Annotated in this window: 16 protein-coding genes and 1 tRNA gene; 8 read left to right on the forward strand and 9 right to left on the reverse strand. The window is 55.1% G+C overall.

From position 1 onward, the window contains the following. Window positions 1-120 precede the first annotated feature (120 nt). Window positions 121-1,299: an aminotransferase class V-fold PLP-dependent enzyme gene (locus QZ197_RS03070; protein WP_296429915.1), complete on the forward strand. Its 1,179-nt coding sequence runs from the start codon at window positions 121-123 to the stop codon at window positions 1,297-1,299. Here QZ197_RS03070 and QZ197_RS03075 read toward each other — a convergent pair. Next, window positions 1,296-1,478 carry a hypothetical protein gene (locus QZ197_RS03075; RefSeq protein WP_296429917.1) on the reverse strand — a complete coding sequence of 61 codons (183 nt, stop codon included), beginning with the start codon at window positions 1,476-1,478 and terminating at the stop codon, window positions 1,296-1,298. The two genes, QZ197_RS03070 and QZ197_RS03075, sit on opposite strands and share 4 nt — an antisense overlap. A gap of 48 nt (window positions 1,479-1,526) precedes the next feature. After that, window positions 1,527-2,642: a pyridoxal phosphate-dependent aminotransferase gene (locus tag QZ197_RS03080; protein ID WP_296429919.1), complete on the reverse strand. Its 1,116-nt coding sequence runs from the start codon at window positions 2,640-2,642 to the stop codon at window positions 1,527-1,529. Between the two features lie 77 nt (window positions 2,643-2,719). Between QZ197_RS03080 and QZ197_RS03085 the strand changes: the two genes are divergently transcribed. Then, window positions 2,720-2,881, forward strand: a complete 162-nt coding sequence (locus tag QZ197_RS03085; RefSeq protein ID WP_296429920.1) for a Tat pathway signal protein — start codon at window positions 2,720-2,722, stop codon at window positions 2,879-2,881. 70 nt (window positions 2,882-2,951) lie between these two features. Here the strand turns inward: QZ197_RS03085 and QZ197_RS03090 are convergent, their stop codons facing one another. Further along, entirely contained in the window at window positions 2,952-5,993 is a 3,042-nt protein-coding gene (locus QZ197_RS03090) for a valine--tRNA ligase (RefSeq protein WP_296429923.1), read from the reverse strand. Window positions 5,994-6,074: 81 nt separating this feature from the next. Beyond that, window positions 6,075-6,671, reverse strand: a complete 597-nt coding sequence (locus QZ197_RS03095) for an HD domain-containing protein (protein ID WP_296429925.1) — start codon at window positions 6,669-6,671, stop codon at window positions 6,075-6,077. A 187-nt stretch (window positions 6,672-6,858) separates the two neighbouring features. Between QZ197_RS03095 and QZ197_RS03100 the strand changes: the two genes are divergently transcribed. Next, window positions 6,859-7,926, forward strand: coding sequence for a DUF2235 domain-containing protein (locus QZ197_RS03100; protein ID WP_296429927.1), 1,068 nt, complete (start codon window positions 6,859-6,861; stop codon window positions 7,924-7,926). Here QZ197_RS03100 and QZ197_RS03105 read toward each other — a convergent pair. Then, window positions 7,888-8,373 (reverse strand): PaaI family thioesterase, encoded by a 486-nt coding sequence (locus tag QZ197_RS03105; RefSeq protein ID WP_296429929.1) that lies wholly within the window; start codon window positions 8,371-8,373, stop codon window positions 7,888-7,890. The genes QZ197_RS03100 and QZ197_RS03105 overlap by 39 nt on opposite strands. Before the next feature lie 40 nt (window positions 8,374-8,413). Beyond that, window positions 8,414-9,277 (reverse strand): methylenetetrahydrofolate reductase [NAD(P)H], encoded by an 864-nt coding sequence (gene metF / locus QZ197_RS03110; protein WP_296429932.1) that lies wholly within the window; start codon window positions 9,275-9,277, stop codon window positions 8,414-8,416. A gap of 93 nt (window positions 9,278-9,370) precedes the next feature. Between metF and QZ197_RS03115 the strand changes: the two genes are divergently transcribed. Beyond that, window positions 9,371-10,291: a LysR family transcriptional regulator gene (locus QZ197_RS03115; protein WP_296429934.1), complete on the forward strand. Its 921-nt coding sequence runs from the start codon at window positions 9,371-9,373 to the stop codon at window positions 10,289-10,291. Here QZ197_RS03115 and QZ197_RS03120 read toward each other — a convergent pair. Then, window positions 10,257-12,227, reverse strand: coding sequence for an EAL domain-containing protein (locus QZ197_RS03120; protein ID WP_296429937.1), 1,971 nt, complete (start codon window positions 12,225-12,227; stop codon window positions 10,257-10,259). The genes QZ197_RS03115 and QZ197_RS03120 overlap by 35 nt on opposite strands. Window positions 12,228-12,389: 162 nt before the next feature. On the opposite strand from QZ197_RS03120, the gene QZ197_RS03125 reads away from it, so the two are divergent. Beyond that, a complete protein-coding gene (locus QZ197_RS03125) occupies window positions 12,390-13,178 on the forward strand; it encodes an inositol monophosphatase family protein (RefSeq protein ID WP_296429939.1) in 789 nt (262 codons plus the stop codon). On the opposite strand, the gene QZ197_RS03130 is transcribed toward QZ197_RS03125, so the two are convergent. Beyond that, window positions 13,175-13,909 (reverse strand): rhomboid family intramembrane serine protease, encoded by a 735-nt coding sequence (locus QZ197_RS03130; protein ID WP_296429941.1) that lies wholly within the window; start codon window positions 13,907-13,909, stop codon window positions 13,175-13,177. The two genes, QZ197_RS03125 and QZ197_RS03130, sit on opposite strands and share 4 nt — an antisense overlap. A 31-nt stretch (window positions 13,910-13,940) precedes the next feature. After that, window positions 13,941-17,414 (reverse strand): bifunctional proline dehydrogenase/L-glutamate gamma-semialdehyde dehydrogenase PutA, encoded by a 3,474-nt coding sequence (gene putA / locus QZ197_RS03135; protein WP_296429943.1) that lies wholly within the window; start codon window positions 17,412-17,414, stop codon window positions 13,941-13,943. A 109-nt stretch (window positions 17,415-17,523) separates the two neighbouring features. On the opposite strand from putA, the gene QZ197_RS03140 reads away from it, so the two are divergent. The 3 genes from QZ197_RS03140 (at window position 17,524) to QZ197_RS03150 (ending at window position 18,722) form a co-directional block, all read left to right on the forward strand. Beyond that, window positions 17,524-18,015, forward strand: a complete 492-nt coding sequence (locus tag QZ197_RS03140; protein ID WP_296429946.1) for an Lrp/AsnC ligand binding domain-containing protein — start codon at window positions 17,524-17,526, stop codon at window positions 18,013-18,015. 36 nt (window positions 18,016-18,051) lie between these two features. Then, window positions 18,052-18,591, forward strand: a complete 540-nt coding sequence (locus QZ197_RS03145) for a tetratricopeptide repeat protein (protein ID WP_296429948.1) — start codon at window positions 18,052-18,054, stop codon at window positions 18,589-18,591. Window positions 18,592-18,636: 45 nt separating this feature from the next. Continuing rightward, window positions 18,637-18,722 (forward strand) — tRNA-Leu (locus tag QZ197_RS03150). Window positions 18,723-19,409: the final 687 nt, after the last annotated feature.

The following is a 19,409-nucleotide window of genomic DNA, read 5'->3' on the forward strand; positions in this document are numbered from 1 at the left end:
TGCAGAACAAGTCAGTTTCGGTCTAGTCGTAAATGGGGGGCGCGTGCAAGTTGGGCAAGGTTGACGCCCGCAAGTGCCGCGTTAGTGTCCGATCCAAACCACACTTACGGGATTCCCATTATGTCACTGTCAAACGGCCGCGCCTACCTCGCTATTCCTGGACCATCGGTTATGCCTGACGCTGTTTTGCAGGCGATGCACCGCGCGTCGCCAAATATTTACGAAGGCGAATTACATGACCTGACGGATAGCCTGGTGCCTGATTTGAAGTCCATCGCCATGACCGACGCCAATGTCGCGATTTACATCGGCAACGGTCATGCCGCTTGGGAGGCGGCATTGGCGAACGTGCTGTCGCGCGGGGACACTGTACTCGTCTTGGCGACGGGACGGTTCTGTATCGGTTGGGGCGAAATGGCGGCTGGTCTGGGTCTGAAGGTTGAAACCATCGATCATGGCGATCGTGCGCCGATTGATCTGGGGCGTGTGGCCGATGTGCTGGGTGCCGACCAAGAGGGCCGCATCAAGGCCGTTTTGGCGGTACATGTCGATACCTCGACCAGTGTAAAGAATGACATCGCGGGTCTGCGCGATGTGTTGGACAGCGCGGGGCATTCGGCGCTGTTGATGGCTGATTGCATCGCCTCATTGGGCTGTGACCGGTTCGAGATGGACGCTTGGGGCGTCGATGTCATGGTGTCGGGTTGCCAAAAAGGGTTGATGACGCCTGCGGGGGTCAGCTTTGTTTGGTTCAACGAAAGGGCTAATGCAGCGCGCGGTAATTGCGTGACAACCTATTGGGATTGGCGGCCACGGGTGAACCCAGAGGTCTATTTCATGTATTTTGATGGCACAGCACCGACGCATCATTTGTATGGGCTGCGTGCTGCGCTTGATATGATCAAAGCCGAAGGGTTGGATGCGGTCTTTACGCGGCACGAAAAGCTGGCTCAGATTATCTGGACTGCCGTAGATCAATGGGCCAGTGATGGACCTATGCAGCTCAATATTGCAGATCCTGCACATCGCTCGCATGCGGTGACCTCAATTGGGATCGGATCGCCCAATGGCAATGCTTTGCGCCATTGGTGTGAACATCAATGTGGCCTCACACTTGGTATCGGATTGGGCCGTGATCCTGCGGACGCGTTTTTCCGGATCGGGCATATGGGCCATGTAAATGCACATATGATTATGGGTGTATTGGGCACGATTGATGCAGGTCTGAAAGCATTGAATATCCCTCATGGCTCTGGCGCGCTAGAGGCTGCAGCACAAGCCTTGGCGCATCGTGCCTAGCTAGATCGCAGGCGGCCGATCCATTTGAAGAAATGATCAAGTCCATAAGCCGAAATGGCGACCCATAGGTATCCAAATGCCGCGGCAATGATCCAAAAGGCCATGAACAACAAGACACCAAGTGTCGTCAGAAAAGCGTCTGTGTAGTTTTCTACACTGCGGATCGTGTGTTGCGACATGAGTACCTCTCGTTGCGGAACTATAGCCTAACTGCGTATTCGTAAAAATCACCCTAACTTTTCGTGTGCAAAGGCCAATGCTGCTGGAAAGGCAGCTTCAAAGGCGTCCAATTGGGCGCCTGTTCCGCAACTGACGCGAATGCAGCAGTCTTGTGGCGCAGTAAACGGCATGCGTACGAAAATGCCATTTGCCACGAGATGCGTAAGAACCTGGCGCGCGAAATCGCCATTTCTGCCGCAATCGATTGCCACGAAGTTGGTCGCAGATGGCAGCACAGTCAGGCCATTGTCGGCAGCGATCTGGGCGATGCGTTTGCGGGCTGCGTCAACCTGCTGGCGTATATGATCAAGCCAGTTTGTATCTTGTAGCGCTGCCAGCGCCCCGATTTGCCCGATCCGTGACATCCCGAAATGATTGCGCACTTTGTTAAATCCGCTGATGACGTCGGGCGAACCCATTGCATATCCCACACGTGCGCCAGCCATGCCGTGTGCCTTGGAGAACGTCCGCATGCGGACAACGTTTGGGGCATGTGGGTCAATCACGGGGGAAGTGCCATCCGGAGCAAGGTCGATGTATGCTTCGTCGAGGACCAACATACATCCTTCAGGTAGGCGGCTGATCATATCTTGCATGACGTCAGCGCTATGCCAGCTGCCCATTGGATTGTCAGGGTTAGCGATGTAAATTAATTTTGCACCGACCTCGGCGGCTTTGGCCAGCAGCGCGTCGGGGTCTTCGTGGTCGCCTTTATAGGGAACGGTGTGCAAAGCACCGCCAAACCCTGCGACATGGTAGTTGAAGGTCGGATACGCCCCAGCAGAGGTCACAACGGCGTCGCCTTGACCCACATAAAGCCGAACAAGTGTGCCGAGCAAAGTGTCAATGCCTTCGCCAATCATGATGCAGTCGGCAGTGATATTGTGATGCTTTGCAAGGGCTTGACGCAGATCATAGCTTTCCGGATCACCGTACATCCAAACCTCGCTTGCGGCCTGTTGCATTGCTGCAATCGCCTTGGGCGAGGGGCCAAAGGCGCTTTCGTTCGCACCTAATCGCGCCGCAAAAGGGCGGCCCATTTGGCGTTCTTGTGTCTCTGGCCCGACAAATGGAACCGAGGCGGGAAGGGTTTGGGCGAGGGCGGTCAGCTTTGGATGTGTCATGCCAGCAGATAACCGCGTGCTTGAATTATGCGCAACCGTTCATATATGAGAATCATTCGCAACAAAGGGAGGCCCCGATGGAATTGAGTAGACGCGGATTTTTAGTGAGTACCGGGGCCGCCCTTGCGGTCCGTGTTGTTCCACAGGTCGCCACCAAGACAGGACGGCGGCCGATCCTAACGCTCGTTTATGACAAAGCATTGGGAATGATGCGCGCCGTCGAGCGTATGGTGCCGTAGGAATGCCCTCGGCGAAAGTTTTTTAGGGAAAAAGAAGGTATGGGGCGGGTTTGAAGCCGCCCCGCTTTGCTTAGCCGATTTCTTGCAGGCGTGCGATGGCCGCTTTGAGTTGGGCTTCTTCATTTTCGCGTAAGGCGAGATTTGCCTTGGCTTCTGCCACGACCTCGTCTGGCGCTGAGGCCACGAATTTTGGGTTGTTCAGACGGCCGCGCAAACCGCCCAGTTCTTTGCCCAGCTTTTGCATCGTCTTTTCGAGACGCGCAATTTCTTCGCCAACATCAATGAGATCAGCCAATGGAATACCAAATGTGCCGCCCTCCATCGGGATCGTGACGCAGCCTTTGGGGAAATCATCGACATGTGACAGACTTTCGATCCGCGCGAGGCGCTGGATCAGTACATGGTTGTTGTCCCAAGCAGATTGCCCTTTCGCGTCCAGACCCGTGACGAGTACTGGCACTTTGGCACCTGCTGGCACGTGGACCTGCGCACGGGCAGAACGCACGTTGTCAATCAGCCCGATCACCCAGTTCATTTCTCGGTCTGCATCTGCGTCGATCAGTTCATTTGCCGTGTATGTCGGCCAATCGGCATGGGCCAGCATTTTGGTGCGGTTGTCGGCCAAGCCCCACAGTTCTTCTGTGATAAAGGGCATGATAGGGTGTAGCAGGATCAGACATTGGTCCAGAACCCAGCGCAGGGTTTGTTCCGTCTCAAGCTTCGCGCTCGCATCATCGCCTTGCAGGATCGGTTTGGAAAACTCCAGATACCAGTCGCAAACCTTGCCCCATGTGAAGGCATAAAGCGCGTCGGCGGCGTCGTTGAAACGGTAAGCTTCCATCGCGGCGTCAACGGTTTCGCGGACCTTGCCGGTTTCACCGATAATCCATTTGTTCAGTGTTTGCGTGGCCTCTGGCCGGATCGCATCGCCGGGGTAGGAGATTTCGTAGTGTTCGGCAAAGCTGAACGCGTTCCAAAGTTTCGTGCTGAAATTGCGGTAGCCTTTGATGCGATCTTCCGAGATTTTCAGCACGCCACCCAAGGCCGCCATTTGCGCGTTCGAGAACCGCAGCGCGTCAGCGCCGTAAAGGTCGATCATGTCGAGCGGGTCGATCACGTTGCCCTTGGTCTTGGACATCTTCTCGCCTTTGGCGTCGCGAACCAGTTGGTGCAGATAGACGGTGTGGAACGGGTCCTGTTCCAGCACCGCTTGGGACATCATCATCATGCGGGCGACCCAGAAGAACAGGATGTCTTGGCCCGTGACCAGAACGTCACCGGGGAAGTATTTCATCGCCTCGGTGTCTTCGGGCCAGCCGAGGGTGCCGAAGGGCCAGAGGCCGGAGGAGAACCATGTGTCGAGGACGTCGGGGTCGCGGAAAATCTTAATAGCAGCGTTTTCATTTTTACCAGCTTGGACGGCGGCGAAACCGTCGATCAGAGCCTGTGCTGGGCTTACTGCACCCTCAATAATTTCGGGTTTAAAGCCATATAAACTCTCGAATTCGTTCTGCGCTTCCTGCTCTGTAGCTGCGCAAACCATGTGTAGTTTGGACACATTAAACGATCTGCTCCCGTCTGCATTCGACTCCATTGAAGGCCCATACCAAACCGGTATCTGATGCCCCCACCACAATTGCCGAGAAATGCACCAAGGTTCGATATTCTCCAGCCAGTGATAATACACCTTCTCACCGCTTTCCGGCATGATCTTGGTCCGGCCTTCTTTGACCGCATCCAGCGCGGGGCCGACGATTTTGGCGGTGTCCACGAACCATTGGTCGGTCAGCGCGGGTTCGATCACCACTTTGGAGCGGTCGCCAAACGGCTGCATGATCTTTTTGTCTTCGACGTAAGGAACGGTCGTTTCGACCTCTTCGCCTTCTTCGTTCTTGACCATTTTGGTGGTCATCACTGCGTTGCCCTCTGCCGTGATGTCTTCGACCACAAGTTTGCGCGCCTCGAACCGGTCGAGCCCACGGTATTCCTCGGGAACCATGTTCATCGCTGCAATCATCGCCTCGTCAAATTCCATTTCACCATTGGCGATGGCCTGCGCGGTGGTGGCTTCTTCGACGTAGGGTTTGCCGTCCGCGCGCATCGCACCTTTGGTGTCCATCAACGCGTACATCGGGATGCCGCCGCGCTTGGCGACTTCGTAGTCGTTGAAGTCATGCGCACCGGTGATTTTCACCGCACCTGATCCGAAGTCCATATCAGGGTAGGGGTCTGTGATAATCGGGATCAGGCGGCGCTGTTCTTTGGGGCCAACGGGGATTTCGCACAGTTTGCCCACGATCGGCGCATAGCGCTCGTCGTCTTTGTGGACCGCAACTGCACCGTCGCCAAGCATGGTTTCGGGGCGGGTCGTGGCGATGGAGATATAATCGCGGACCTCGCGTAGGGTCACGTTGCCGTCTTCGTCTTTTTCGACGTATTCATACGTCTCGCCACCCGCGAGCGGGTATTTGAAATGCCACATGTGGCCGTCGACTTCGATATTTTCTACCTCAAGATCGGAAATCGCGGTTTCAAAATGCGGGTCCCAGTTAACCAGGCGTTTGCCGCGATAGATCAGGCCTTTGTTGTACATCTCGACAAAGACCTTGAGGACGGCATCGTGGAAGTTGCCGGGCTTTTCGGTCGCTGGCGCGCTCTCAGCGCCTGACATCGTAAACGCAGAACGGGACCAGTCCATGCTGTCACCCAAGCGGCGCGCCTGTTGTTCGATCTGCCCGCCTTTCGCGGCTTTCCACTCCCAGACCTTTTCAAGGAATTTTTCACGGCCGAGATCAACGCGCTTGGGTTGGCCGGTTTCTGCAAGGTCCTTTTCAACCATCAACTGGGTCGCGATGCCTGCGTGATCCAGCCCGGGCTGCCAAAGCGTGTCGTAGCCCTGCATCCGCTTCCAGCGCGTCAGCATATCCATGATGGTGTGGTTAAAGGCGTGACCGACGTGCAGGTGGCCCGTCACATTGGGCGGGGGCAGCATGATGCAAAAGGTTTCATCGCGCGATGCGTTGGCACCTGCTTTGAACGCGCCTGCGTCTTCCCACATTTTGTAGATGCGTGGCTCTGCGGTTTGGGCGTCGAATGTCTTTTCCATCGGCATCATCATGGTCCTTGCTGTGTCAGCAGGGCAGATAACGTGCCGATGGCGCGAGGGGAAGGGTAAGGTGGGTTTTAAGCCACCTTACGCCGCAAAAAGCGATTTGCGCTGACCTGATTGAATGACGTGGCGGTCATACGGTGTGCGGGCAAAGACCTCTTCGACCCGTGCTGCGAAATGCGACAGAGGCAAAGTATCGTATGCTGGATCGAAAGAACTTTGGTCCCAGCGCTCGCAAAAGGCGGCACAGTCGTCAAAGTATAGGCTGTCCCTATAGGCATCGCGTTTGTTGGCGTTCCCGCCCACATGATCGCCATAATAAAGCATTTGGAAATCGCCGTGCTTTTCAACCACCCAAGTCACCTGCTCGCGCACAAAGGGGCGCAGGATCGCAGCTGCATATTCATCGTGATTGTATGGCGCATAGATATCGCCAATATCGTGCAGCAATGCGGCGACGATCCAATCAATGTCTGCCCCATCGCGTTCGGCCCGTGTTGCCGATTGCAGTGAATGTCCCAACCGCGTGATTTGATACCCCGATAGGCCTTCATCAAGCTTGACCATCGCCTCAAGCAAACGCGCGGCTGTGCCTTTCGTGTATTCTACCTCGTGTTCGGTTAGAAAATCATAGTCTTCTTTGTCGCCATCTTTCATGGCTGTGAATTTCACGCGGTCCATAGGTATTCCTTTCGTTGACGCCTTTGTGGGGATGTTACGCCATTGCACGTAGACTTGTAGAGGGTTTACGCGATCACGCTGGACAAGGTGTTGCTGGCCAGTAGGGTTTAGCGCATGCAAAAACAGCGCCTTACCCCGGTGAAGACTTTGGAACAAATCCAACCCAGCCAGTACAAATGGGACAGCCATGCAGTTACCTGATTGGTTTTTTGGTCTTTTCGGACGTCGCGCGCGCACCGAAGATGAAGTTATCCGCCATCGCGGTCCCGCGACCCATATTGTGATCCTAGATGGTACGATGTCTTCGCTGGCCGAAGGGCGCGAAACCAACGCGGGCTTGACCTATAAATTGCTGTGCGAAATCAGCCGTTCCGAGAACATGACCATCCACTATGAGGCCGGTATCCAATGGCGAGACTGGTCAAACACGTGGGATGTGATCACTGGCCGTGGAATTAACCGCGGGATCAAGCGCGCCTATGGGGTCGTTGCTTCACGCTACCGCGCTGGTGATCGGATCGTGTTGATGGGCTATTCACGCGGCGCCTTTGCGGTTCGCTCGCTTGCGGGTGTGATTGATAGGGTTGGGTTGGTGCGCGATGATGTCGCGACAGAGCGTGCAATCGAGCAAGCGTATAGGCACTACCGCGCAGGAGGGGATAGCACGGCGGCGGGTGCGTTCCGTGCGCAATATTGCCATGCAAATGTGCAAATTGAAGCAGTTGCTGTTTGGGACACCGTCAAAGCGCTGGGCTTGCGGCTACCTGTTGTCTGGCGTTGGGGGCAAGTGCAGCATGCATTTCATAATCACGCCCTCGGGCCGCATATCCGCCATGGGTTTCATGCACTTGCCAAAGACGAACGTCGCGCGGCTTACGCGCCGGTGATGTGGGATAGTCCGCCCGATTGGCATGGCCATATAGAACAAGTCTGGTTTCGCGGAAACCATGGCGACGTGGGCGGTCAGGTCTGGCAACATCCGTTGGCGCGGCCATTGGCGAATATCCCGTTGGTCTGGATGCTCGAACGGCTTGAGGCATGTAATGTTCCGCTGCCGATAGGCTGGAAAGACCGCTTTGTGCAGGACGCATCTGCCCCGTCGATCGGGAATTGGCGGGGGTGGGCCAAGATATTCTTGACGCGGCGCAAGCGGCGCATTGGGAGCGATCCGTCAGAGCGTTTGCACGAAAGCATCACAGGTCACATTCCTGACGCTTCAGTCCTTGTGCCGCTGCATGATCAAACAGGTGGCTGACCCTGTCGCGTAAAGCTTACCACTTTTTGCGTCCCTGATTTCACCGCTTGAAACACCTGTGCTGCGACCGGCGTGATCGATTGTGCCGGTCGCAATGATTTCTGCACCAACAGGGATCGCGCCCGTCAGGTTCACTTTGTATTCCAGCGTTGTGTAGACTGATCCTTTGGGCGTCACTGTCATCACGGCACAAGACATGCAGCTGTCCAGCAAGGTGCCGTACCATCCGCCATGCACGCCGCCCGCTGGGTTGGTGTGTTGAAATTCCGGCACGCCACGAAAGACGACTTTGCCTGCTTCAACGATATCAAGTGTGTAGTTCATCAATGCAGATATGGGTGGGCGGCTAACGTGGCCATCGCGCATCGCTTGCATGAACTCCAAACCCGACATTGAAAGCATCATTTCAATGTCGGGCATTTGGTCGGGGGACGTTGCTGTAAACATAGGGCCTCGGGGGTAATTACTTTTCCCGCAAGCTGGTTGTTTAGGCCACCTTTTGCAACTGTGCTCTGGCGGTTCTGCCAAGAGCATGACAAATGTCGCGAGTCAGGTCCGGGCGGTTAAGCGTATAGAAATGCAGGTGATCGACACCTCCTTGGATCAAGTCGTCGCACAGTTCGGTTGCGATTGCTGTCGCCAAAAGGGCAGTCGTGTCCGGCGTCGCATGGGCAAAAGCGTCTCGGACGACCAGCGGGATCGATGCGCCGCAACGGGCAGCAAAGCGTTGCGTACCTGCCCAGTTTTCGATCGGCAAGATACCGGGAATGATCGGCGCATCGATCCCGGCCTTTACGCAAGCGTCACGAAAACGGAAAAAGGTGTCCGTTTCAAAGAAGAACTGCGTAATCGCTGATGTGGCCCCCGCATCGATTTTGCGTTTGAGAAAGGCGATGTCAGCGGCCTGATCAGCTGCGTCAGGGTGCTTTTCGGGGTAGGCGCCAACACGAATGTTGAAGTTGCCAGTGTCCGCAAGTGCCGCGATCAGATCAACAGAACTGGCGAAACCATCCGGATGGGCGGCGTAGTTACTCGCCCCCTGCGGGGCATCGCCGCGCAGGGCTACGATATCGCGCACGCCCGTGTCGGCATAACTTTGGGCTATGGCCAAGGTTTCTGCCTTGGTGGCGTCCACGCAAGTCAGGTGAGCAGCCACGTTCAAACCGCTGGTATTATGGATCGCCGCGACGGCCTCGTGGGTCAGTTTGCGCGTTGTTCCTCCCGCGCCGTAGGTTACGGACACGAAAGCCGGATCAAGAGGCGCGAGCATCTGGACGCAATCATGCAGGCGAAATGCGCCTTCCAGATTTTTAGGTGGGAAGAATTCGAATGATACGGATGGGTTTGACATGATGCTACCTCTTGCTTGCTTTACGTTTGTGATCTGGATATTGGATTGAGGCAAATTCATATAATTCACTAAAGTTATGAAGGCCGCTCACAAATGCATATCGAATTCCGGCATCTGCGCACGATCAAGGCAATCCACGACACGGGCGGATTGGCCCGCGCGGCGGATTTGCTGAATATTACGCAATCGGCGCTATCCCATCAGATAAAGGGGATCGAGGATCAAGCAGGGGTCGCGTTATTCACCCGCCGTTCAAAGCCGTTGAAATTATCGTCGGCGGGGATGCGCATGTTGGCGGCGGCAGAAGCGATTTTGCCGCAAGTGGCCGCCCTTGAAGCCGAATTCTCGGGAATTGTCGCTGGTAAATCTGGGCGTTTGCATATCGCGATTGAATGTCATGCATGCTTTGAATGGTTATTTCCCGTGCTTGAGCAGTTCCGCAAGGCATGGCCGGATGTCGATGTTGATATTCGCCCTGGTCTGGCATTTGACGCATTGCCCGCATTGCGAAAAGAAGAAGTGGATTTGGTGGTGTCTTCCGATCCGGAGGATCTGCCGGAGACCGATTTTACACCGCTTTTTGACTATGAACCCGTCTTCGTTGCCTCATCATCGCATCCGTTGGCCCAAAAAGATGTGATTGAAGCAGAGGATTTTCGAGGTGAAACGCTGATCACCTATCCGGTTGATCGCGCGCGGCTGGATATCTTTTCGCAACTGTTGACGCCGGCCAAAGTAGAACCGGCTGCCGTGCGGCAGGTAGAGTTGACGGCGGTGATCTTGCTGTTGGTGGCGTCGAACCGCGGTGTCGCGGTCTTGCCTGATTGGGTTGTGCAGCAGGTGCGTTACAGTTCGGACTATGTCACCCGCCCACTTACAAAATCCGGCATTACCCGCCGTTTGTATGCAGCAACGCGTGCTGATGATACCAGTCTGCCATTTATGGCGCATCTTATCCGGCTCGCGCGGCAGGAAGCAGTCAAACTGCAGCGCGGCGGTTCGGCTGGAGGGTAAGGTTTTCGTCTCTGCGAAAACTGTGCGTGTTGGTTATCAACCGTAGGTATGTTTCATCGAATGGCATCGCGGCCCCAAAATAATTGCCCTGCACATATGTACAGCCCATGCTTTGGAGCATGTCGCGCTGCCCTTGCGTTTCGACACCTTGCGCGATCAGATCAACTTGCAAACCTTTGCCCATGGTCAGTAGGCCCGCAATCAGGACTTTTGCGGCAGGGTCAATGCCAAGATCGCGCACAAATCCTGTATCAAGCTTAAGTTCGTCAAACGCCAATTCCTTAAGGTGCTGCAATGACGCGTAGCCAGTGCCAAAATCATCCAGTGAAATCCGCACGCCAGCTTGACGGAACTGATTTATCGATGTGCGAATAATTTCGCTTGAACGTGCGAAAAATACGTCTTCGGTTATTTCAAAAGTTAGAAAGGGCAGCAAATTGGGGTATTGTTCGATCAAGGCAAATAGTTCTTGGCGGCCAACAAGTGTGGCCAATGTCACTTCTGGCATATTGATGGACACATGCCCAGGATTGAGCCCGTCTTCGACAAGTGCGGCCAGATCTTTCAATACCAGCGAAGCGGCGTGGATCATGAATGTACCTTGCAGCGATAATTCGTTGATCAACGGCAAAAACTGGGAAGGCGGCAATAGCCCGCGTGTCGGGTGCTGCCAGCGTGATAACGCCTCAAAACCTACGATTTCACCTGTATCAAGGTGAATCTTCGGCTGATAATGCGGTAAAATTTGTCCGCGTTCCATGGCATCAAGCAAAGTCAGGCGGTCTTGGGGCGTCGGCCGCACCGGAAAGGCGGCCTTATTATAGATTTTGACCTGAGTGTCCCTGTCTTGTTTGGCCAAATACATGGCCTGATCGGCCTGTGAAAGCAGTTCTGTGGGTGTGTTGGCATCCGGACCTTGACGCGCGATTCCGATGCTAATCCCGACATTGAGCAGCTTTTGGTTGTAGGGAATGGCATCTGCCAGCAAAGCAGTGATCTGGGCTGCAAATTGGTGTGCTTGGGTGACCGAGGTAACGCGCGCCGTCAGCACAGAGAATTCGTCGCCGCCGACGCGCGCGACCCAATCGTCTTGATCCGCCACTTTTTGCAAGCGGTCCGCTACGGTGCGTAGCACAGCATCCCCTGCATCGTGCCCATAGCTGTCATTGATCGGCTTGAACCCGTCAAGGTCGATCGAAAAGACCGTCACGCCTTGCTTGTTGGCGTGTTGGTTCATCATGCTCTGCGCTATTTCATCAAAGGCGCGGCGGTTCATCAGGCCGGTCAGGCTGTCGGTACGCGAAAGTCGTTCTAGTTCGACCATCCGCAAATTCGCCTTTTGCTGTGCGCGTTCAAGCGCGAGGCGCGTGGCTTTTTGTCGGTTCATCGTGTCGAAGGTGCTGAAAATGTAAACCCCGGTTAGTACCGCGATCATAACCCAATAAACAGCTTGGGTTTCATAAACAGGGTTTTGCGACAGGTTCCATAACATCCAGAAAACCGCACCAGAGGCGGGTATCATCTGGCTCCAGTTAAATAGGGGTAGCAGGGCGAATGAATTGCTGATGTGCACAAATATGCCGAATGCCCAGATGTATCCTGCCAGCACGAACGGCAAAGCGTCGCTCTGCGACAAGACCACTGAAAAGCTTAAAAAAGAGAGCATTGCAAACCAATTGGCCCCAAAAATAGCAATCGCCATGGGCAGACCAAGCCGATTTTCAAACTGAGATGCGCGCCTGTTCAATGGGTACGACACCCCTTCAAGGCAAAGGATACAAAATCCTGCGATCAGGCCCTGCCAGCCAAATCCGGACAATTGGCAAACACCAACCATCAAGAGTGCCGTCACAACCCGCCTTGGCACATCACGGCCAGAAATGTGACCTGCGATCTGCGTTTGGTGCAAAAAACGTTGTTTGATCTTCCGCCGCATGTTGACCCCAAGCCATTTGCAGATCGGTATGCATGACGTGGGAAAACAAACCGTTAAGCCGTGCGCAGAAATCCATTCAGGGCTTCGGGCGGGTTGCCTCTTGTTCCGCACACCACTTGGGCCTATACGCCGCGCTTGATCCCGAACCGAAGGACGTCCGAAATGGCTGGTAGTGCAAATCTAAACGTGATGATGAAAGTCGCCCGCAAAGCGGGGCGTGGTTTGCTTAAGGACTTTGGCGAGGTCGAGAACCTGCAGGTCAGCACCAAGGGCCCAGGCGACTTTGTGAGCCGTGCCGACAAAGCTGCAGAAGCCTTAATCAAAGAAGAACTGATGCATGCGCGTCCGTCCTACGGTTTTCTGGGGGAAGAAGGCAAAGAGATCGAAGGCGAAGATCCAACCCGCCGTTGGATCGTTGATCCCCTTGATGGCACCACGAACTTTTTGCATGGTCTGCCGCACTGGGCGGTGTCGATCGCCCTTGAACATAAAGGTCAGATTGTTGCTGGTGTCGTATATGACCCGACCAAGGACGAAATGTTTTATGCAGAAAAAGGCGCGGGTGCTTGGCTAAATGAAAGCCGCCTGCGCGTGTCCGGGCGTCACAAAATGATCGAAAGCATCTTTGCGACGGGTCTTCCGTTTGCGGGCCGCGCTGATCTTCCAGAGACGTTGCAAGACCTTGCGCGCATCCTGCCCGCCTGTGCTGGGGTGCGCCGTTTTGGTGCAGCAGCTCTTGATTTGGCCTATGTGGCCGCTGGTCGCTATGACGGTTTTTGGGAGCGCGGGTTGCATTCTTGGGATATCGCGGCCGGTATCGTGATCGTTCGCGAAGCTGGCGGCATCGTTGAGCCGTTGAAAATTGGTGGTGACATCATTGCCGATGGTCAGATGATTTGTGCAAACGAGCCGATCTTCGAGACATTCGCCAAAGTTATCCGTAAATCCTAACGCCTGACTGTCGGGATATTGCTACGGCGGTATTGCGCCTCGGGATGCGGTGGCCGGCCATGCGTCTGATGCCAATACACAGTGCCCCCGCGTTTAAGCCACAGTGGTAATGTGCCGAGAAAACCAATCACAAATCCGCCTGCGTGCGCCCAATAAGCGACACCGCCAGCGGACGTATCGACGTTGATCCCACCGAAAAGTTGAATGCCGAACCAAAGGCACAACATGATCCAAGCGGGAATCGGGAAAACGCGAAAAAATACGATGAAAAAGACGAATATATCGACGCGTGCCTTTGGATATAGCAGTAAATAGCCCCCCATGACGCCCGCGATTGCGCCAGAAGCCCCCACAGTAGGAATCTGGGACGTGGGATCAGTCGCGACTTGTGCCAAGCTCGCGCCGATGCCGCAGAGCAAGTAGAAGATCAAGAACGGGAAGTGCCCCATTTCGTCTTCAAGGTTGTCGCCGAAAATCCATAGAAACAACATGTTGCCGGCAAGGTGCATGAACCCACCATGTAGAAAGATTGATGTGATCAACGACATGGGGTTTTCGCCATCACTAAGCCGAAATGGCAGCAAAGCGTAATCATAGTAAAACATCGATAACGCCCGATCGGTCTGCAAGAGAGCGAATCCTGCAAGAAAGATCACCACGTTCAACGCAATCAGTGAAAGCGTGACATAGGGCGTGCGTTGTGACGGGTTGTGGTCGCGGATTGGAAACATGCCGCGACCGTCCCTGATGTTGCGTTGGTGGTCAAGAGGTCGCTTGGTCCGCCACTTCTGCCAGCAGTGCGGCGTTTCCACCTGCTGCTGTTGTGTCGATGCAGACATGGCGTTCATGCAGCACGTGTGCCGCATCCGGCATGCTGGTAATCAACGCGGTGATTGGACCCTCGCGCTGGCTAAGCGCTATTTCGATCTCGCGGCCGGTGGTCGTGTCCCCCCACCAGATCACACCCGCCAGAGGAGTGATGCCCGCGAGTGCTGCGGCTGGGATTGCACCACCGGATGCGATGCCGATCCCGCCAAGCGCATTGACGGTCGCCGCTTGTTTCGCCGCCGCCGCTTTTCCCGGACCCATACACAGGATCGGGCCGCGCGGATGCGTGCTGTGACGGTTTGATTCGCCCGTTGGTCCGGGCAAGTCGGTAGCGGGATGAGTGAATGCTGCCTCACCGGACATCAGTTCCTTATGAAGCGCAGTGAGGTCTGCGTCTGTTTCCCAAACTTCGTCTGATTGCGCGGCTTCGGACGCGGTGAAGCGTGGCAAATAGTGCGGTCCGCCAGCTTTGGGGCCTGTGCCGGACAAGCCTTCCCCGCCGAATGGTTGGCTGCCGACGATTGCACCAATCTGGTCACGGTTGACATATAGGTTTCCGGCTTTGACCTTTTCCACAATTGTCTGGACGCGGTCGTCGATACGGGTGTGCAGGCCAAAGGTCAGCCCGTAGCCTGTATCGTTGATCGCGTCGACAACAGCTTCCAGCTCGCTTGATTTGAATGTCGCGACATGCAGGACGGGGCCAAAGATTTCTTTAGTCATGTCGGCGATGCCATTTACGCGGATTGCTGTGGGCGCGATGAAGTGCCCATGCTGAGGCGCTTTGATCTGGTGGATGATCCGACCGTCAGCTGCTGCCTGTGCGATGTGATTGGCAATGCCGTCGTGTGCGGCTGCGTCAATCACCGGGCCGACATCTGTCGATAAGTGCCAAGGGTCACCTACGATCAATTCATTCATCGCACCTTTAAGCATCTTAAGCAGGTTGTCAGCGATGTCTTCTTGGACATAAAGACAGCGCAGAGCCGAACACCGTTGACCCGCAGACCGGAACGCGCTGTTAATAATGTCGCGCACGGCGTGTTCGGGCAGGGCGGTGCTGTCGACAATCATCGCATTGAGCCCACCAGTTTCCGCAATCAGAGGTGTGCCGGGAGCGCAATGAGCGGCCATGTTGGCGCGAATTTTTAGCGCTGTCGCTGTTGAACCGGTAAAAGCGATACCTTTGATGCGGGCGTCCCCCGTCAAGGCCGCACCGACTTCGCCGCCGCCGGGCAGTAGTTGCAGGCTGGCGACGGGCACGCCGGCCGCGTGCATCAGTGCAATCGCGCGGGTTGCGATGATCGGTGTTTGCTCTGCTGGTTTGGCGAGAACCGCGTTGCCAGCGGCAATCGCTGCTGCGATTTGGCCAGTGAAAATCGCGAGCGGAAAGTTCCACGGGCTGATACAAGTCCAGACGCCACGCGCTTGTTGGGTCGGCTGGGCTTGGGCTGCATAGTAGCGCAGGAAATCAACCGCTTCGCGCATTTCGGCGACCGCATCGGGCAATGCTTTGCCCGCTTCGAGGGTCAGGATCGTGAACAGCTCGTCTGCGTTTGCTTCATAGGCATCGGCTGCTGCATTTAAAGCTGCGGCGCGGGTTGCAACATCGGCGGTCCAAGGGGTTGCAGCGGCAAGGGCAGCGTCAATATCTGCTTTGGTTGATTGATCGACGTGGCCCACGATTGCGCCTGTCTTGGCGGGGTTGGTAATAGGTTGCGGGTCTTGGAGCCTCCGGCGGGGATATTTGGGCTCCGAAGACGTCAGGGGATGTGCCGTGAATGCAACCTTTTGAAATGCGGCCCGTCCTTTGTCGATTGCTGCAAGGGTCGGGGTGTATGTGAGGTCCCAGCCTTTTGAATTCGTCCGCTCTGGCTGATAGAGGTCGGGGCCTTTGGGCAGGCTTGGTGTCGCTCCAATATGATCAAATGGGCAGGCTGCGACGGTTTCGGGGCTGACGTCTTCGTCTACGATCTGGTTCACAAAGCTGGAATTCGCACCGTTCTCAAGCAAGCGCCGAACGAGATAGGCCAATAGGTCTTCGTGCGCGCCCACGGGCGCATATATCCGGCAGCGCGTATTTTGTTCTTTGAGGACGATTTTGTGCAACGTTTCGCCCATGCCGTGTAGACGCTGGAATTCAAAGTCGTCGGGTCCACAGTTTTCTTGGGCGGCGATTTCCAGCACCGCCTGCACGGTGTGCGCGTTATGTGTCGCGAATTGCGGATAGATACGGTCGGTCATACCCAGCAATTTGCGTGCGTTGCTGATGTAGCTGATGTCTGTGTGATGCTTAGAGGTGAAGACCGGAAATCCGGCAATGCCTTCGACTTGGGCGCGCTTGATCTCGGCGTCCCAATAGGCGCCTTTTACAAGACGAACCATGATTTTGCGATCAAGGCGTGTCGCCATGTCGTGCAAGTGATCCAGCACTAACGGTGCGCGTTGTCCAAATGCCTGAACCACAACGCCAAAACCGTCCCAGCCTGCAAGAGCGGGTTCTGAAAGCACTGCGCCAATCACATCAAGTGAAAGCGAAAGCCTGTCCGCTTCTTCCGCGTCAATATTAAAGCCCATGCAAGCCGATTTCGCCAATAGTGCTAATGCGCGCACACGCGGCACCAGTTCCTCCATGACGCGGGCCTCTTGTGCCACTTCGTAACGGGGGTGCAGTGCAGAGAGTTTGACCGAGATGCCTGGGTTTTCCGCCACGCTGTCGTTGCTACAGTGATCAGCAATTGCGCTGATCGCGCGGGAATAGGCGAGGTGATAAAAACGCGCATCTGCATCGGTGCGGGCGGCTTCGCCCAGCATGTCATAGCTGTAAGTAAAGCCCTTGGCTTGCATGCCTGCGGCGCGTTTCATAGCTTTTTGAATATCTTCGCCCAATACGAACTGCCGGCCCATTTCGCGCATCGCGCGAGCGACCGCAGTGCGGATCACAGGTTCACCCAAGCGTTTGACGGCACTGCGCAAGTGCCGCGCAAGGCCCGGCTTTTCATCGTCCAAGACGCGCCCTGTCAGCATTAAGGCCCAGGTAGACGCGTTAACGAGTGAAGAGGCCGAATGCCCAAGGTGCTTGCCCCAGTCCGAAGGCGCGATCTTGTCTTCTATCAATTCGTCCATGGTATCGGCGTCTGGAACGCGTAAAAGCGCCTCTGCCAGACACATCAACGCGATGCCTTCATCGGTGGACAGGCCATATTCTGCGAGGAAAACCTCCATCAACCCCGGCTCGGAGCTGCCACGAATTTTGCGCACGAGTTCCGCGGCACCGGCGCTGATACGGGCGCGATCGCTGTCTGAAAGCCTGGCAGCGGTGACAAGATGGCCCACTGCCGTTGCTTCGTCTTGGTACATGGCCAGATCGATTTGGTGGCGCAGTGTATGTGTGTGATCGCGTGGCATTGGCAGGCTCCTGCAAAAGGGTGAGCTTTAGTATATCGGATATTTTGTGGTCTATCTGACTTCAGTGTGGCATATTCGCAGGCAACTTGACTGAATAAGGGCGAAAAATATGGCCGAAAAGGTTTCTGACGTTGATCAGTTTGATCGCAAAATTCTTGATATTCTTACCGTAGAAGGTCGAATCAGTGTGACCGAACTGGCGCGCAGGATTGGATTGTCGAAATCCCCGACACAAGCACGGCTGAAAAGGCTGGAAGAATGCGGTGTGATCAGAGGCTACCGTGCGCTTTATGATCCGATCCGGTTGGGGCGCGACCATGTAGCTTTTGTCGAGATGAAATTGACCGACACCCGCGAGGCTGCGCTGTCGGCGTTCAATGCGGCCGTGATGCGTGTGCCTGAAATTGAACAGTGCCACTTGATCGCCGGTGCTTTTGATTATCTGCTCAAAGTGCGCACGGCGGGAATGACGGGCTACCGCGCTGTGCTGGCCGAAAAAATTTCGACCTTACCGCATGTGGCGAATACCTCGACCTATGTCGCGATGCAGGCGGTGAAAGAAGAAGGTTTGGCGCCGATCTCGCCTGCGACAGTTGGGTGACTTGACCGAAAGTCATGCAGATGGGGATATTAGTGGATGAAATGGATTTTTTCGCTTTGCTTTGCCGCTGCGCCCGCCTTCGCCGAAACTTGCCCGCCTGTGCGCGATATCAGCGCACAGATATCACAGATCATCGCGCAGCTTGGTAGCGCGGTTGGGCAGGCAGAGGCTGATATTCTGGGTCAAGAGTTATGGGCGCTTTGGACGGATGCACCTGATGAGCAGGCGCAAGTAATGCTGAATGAAGGCATGTCGCGGCGCGCTAGTTATGATTTCTTGGGATCACGCAATGTCTTGGACAGGTTGATAGAATATTGTCCTGATTATGCCGAAGGGTATAACCAGCGTGCCTTTACCAATTTTCTTGGGCAGGACTTTGAGGCCGCACTTCTGGATCTGGACCGTGCGCTCGCGATACTGCCAACCCACGTGGCGGCTTTGTCGGGCAAGGCGCTGACGTTGATGGGGCTTGGGCGCAATGAAGAGGCCCAGGAAGTCCTGCAATCCGCGTTGGACTTGAACCCATGGCTGCAAGAACGGGCACTGCTTACCCAACCAATTGGGACCGACCTGTGATCACGTCTTGCCCACCGGCCACAGGGCGCATAGGAATACGACCGTGCCCGCGTGGTGGAATGGTAGACATCGGAGACTTAAAATCTCTTGGCCGCAAGGCCGTGCCGGTTCGAGTCCGGCCGCGGGCACCACAGACTTTTAGATAGTCATATAAATAAGGGGTTTGGTGGCTCTGGCTTGTTGGTCTATGTACCGTTTTCTCCAAATTCTTGTACCGTTTTTAATCCTAAATTATTCTGTTGGCTTTTGTAGCGACAGGTTTATAGCCTGAACTCAGGTGTATTTTTCGCGATCTGCACCTATTGGTCGCTCTAGATTTGTTAGTTTCTTGTGGTGAGTTGGCTGCATCTCTGGGGTGACCGCTCACCATCAATGATCAATGGCCGTCTAGTTTGATCTGGATCAATGCAGTGTAGTGGCGGGGTTGTATCTTTAATTCAGGTGTCCTGTTCGCGCTGTCTCACCTAAAGGTCGCTCTGGAGTGCCCCCTCGCATCCTCCCCGATTGTAGCTACGTTTCCAGAGCGACCACTCATCCACCAATGATGAATATATTCTTGATTTTGCAGCGACAGGTTTATATCTTTGGCTCAGGTGTATCAGTCGCAGGCCACACCTATTGGTCACTCTAGATTTGTTAGTTCTGTTGGCTGCATCTCTGGGGCGACCAGCTTAGTTCGCTCTAGATTTGTGGCTATCCCAACGTGGTTGCATTTCCAGAGCGGACCTCTCATCCATAAGTACAGGTTGACCAAAAAACTTAATATGGCCTAGTTTAAGGGCAGGGTACGAGCTTTGGGAGGAGCGAGTAGCTTAGTT

The sequence above is a fragment of the Yoonia sp. genome (genome assembly GCF_017854415.1).
Taxonomy (GTDB): Bacteria; Pseudomonadota; Alphaproteobacteria; order Rhodobacterales; family Rhodobacteraceae; genus Yoonia.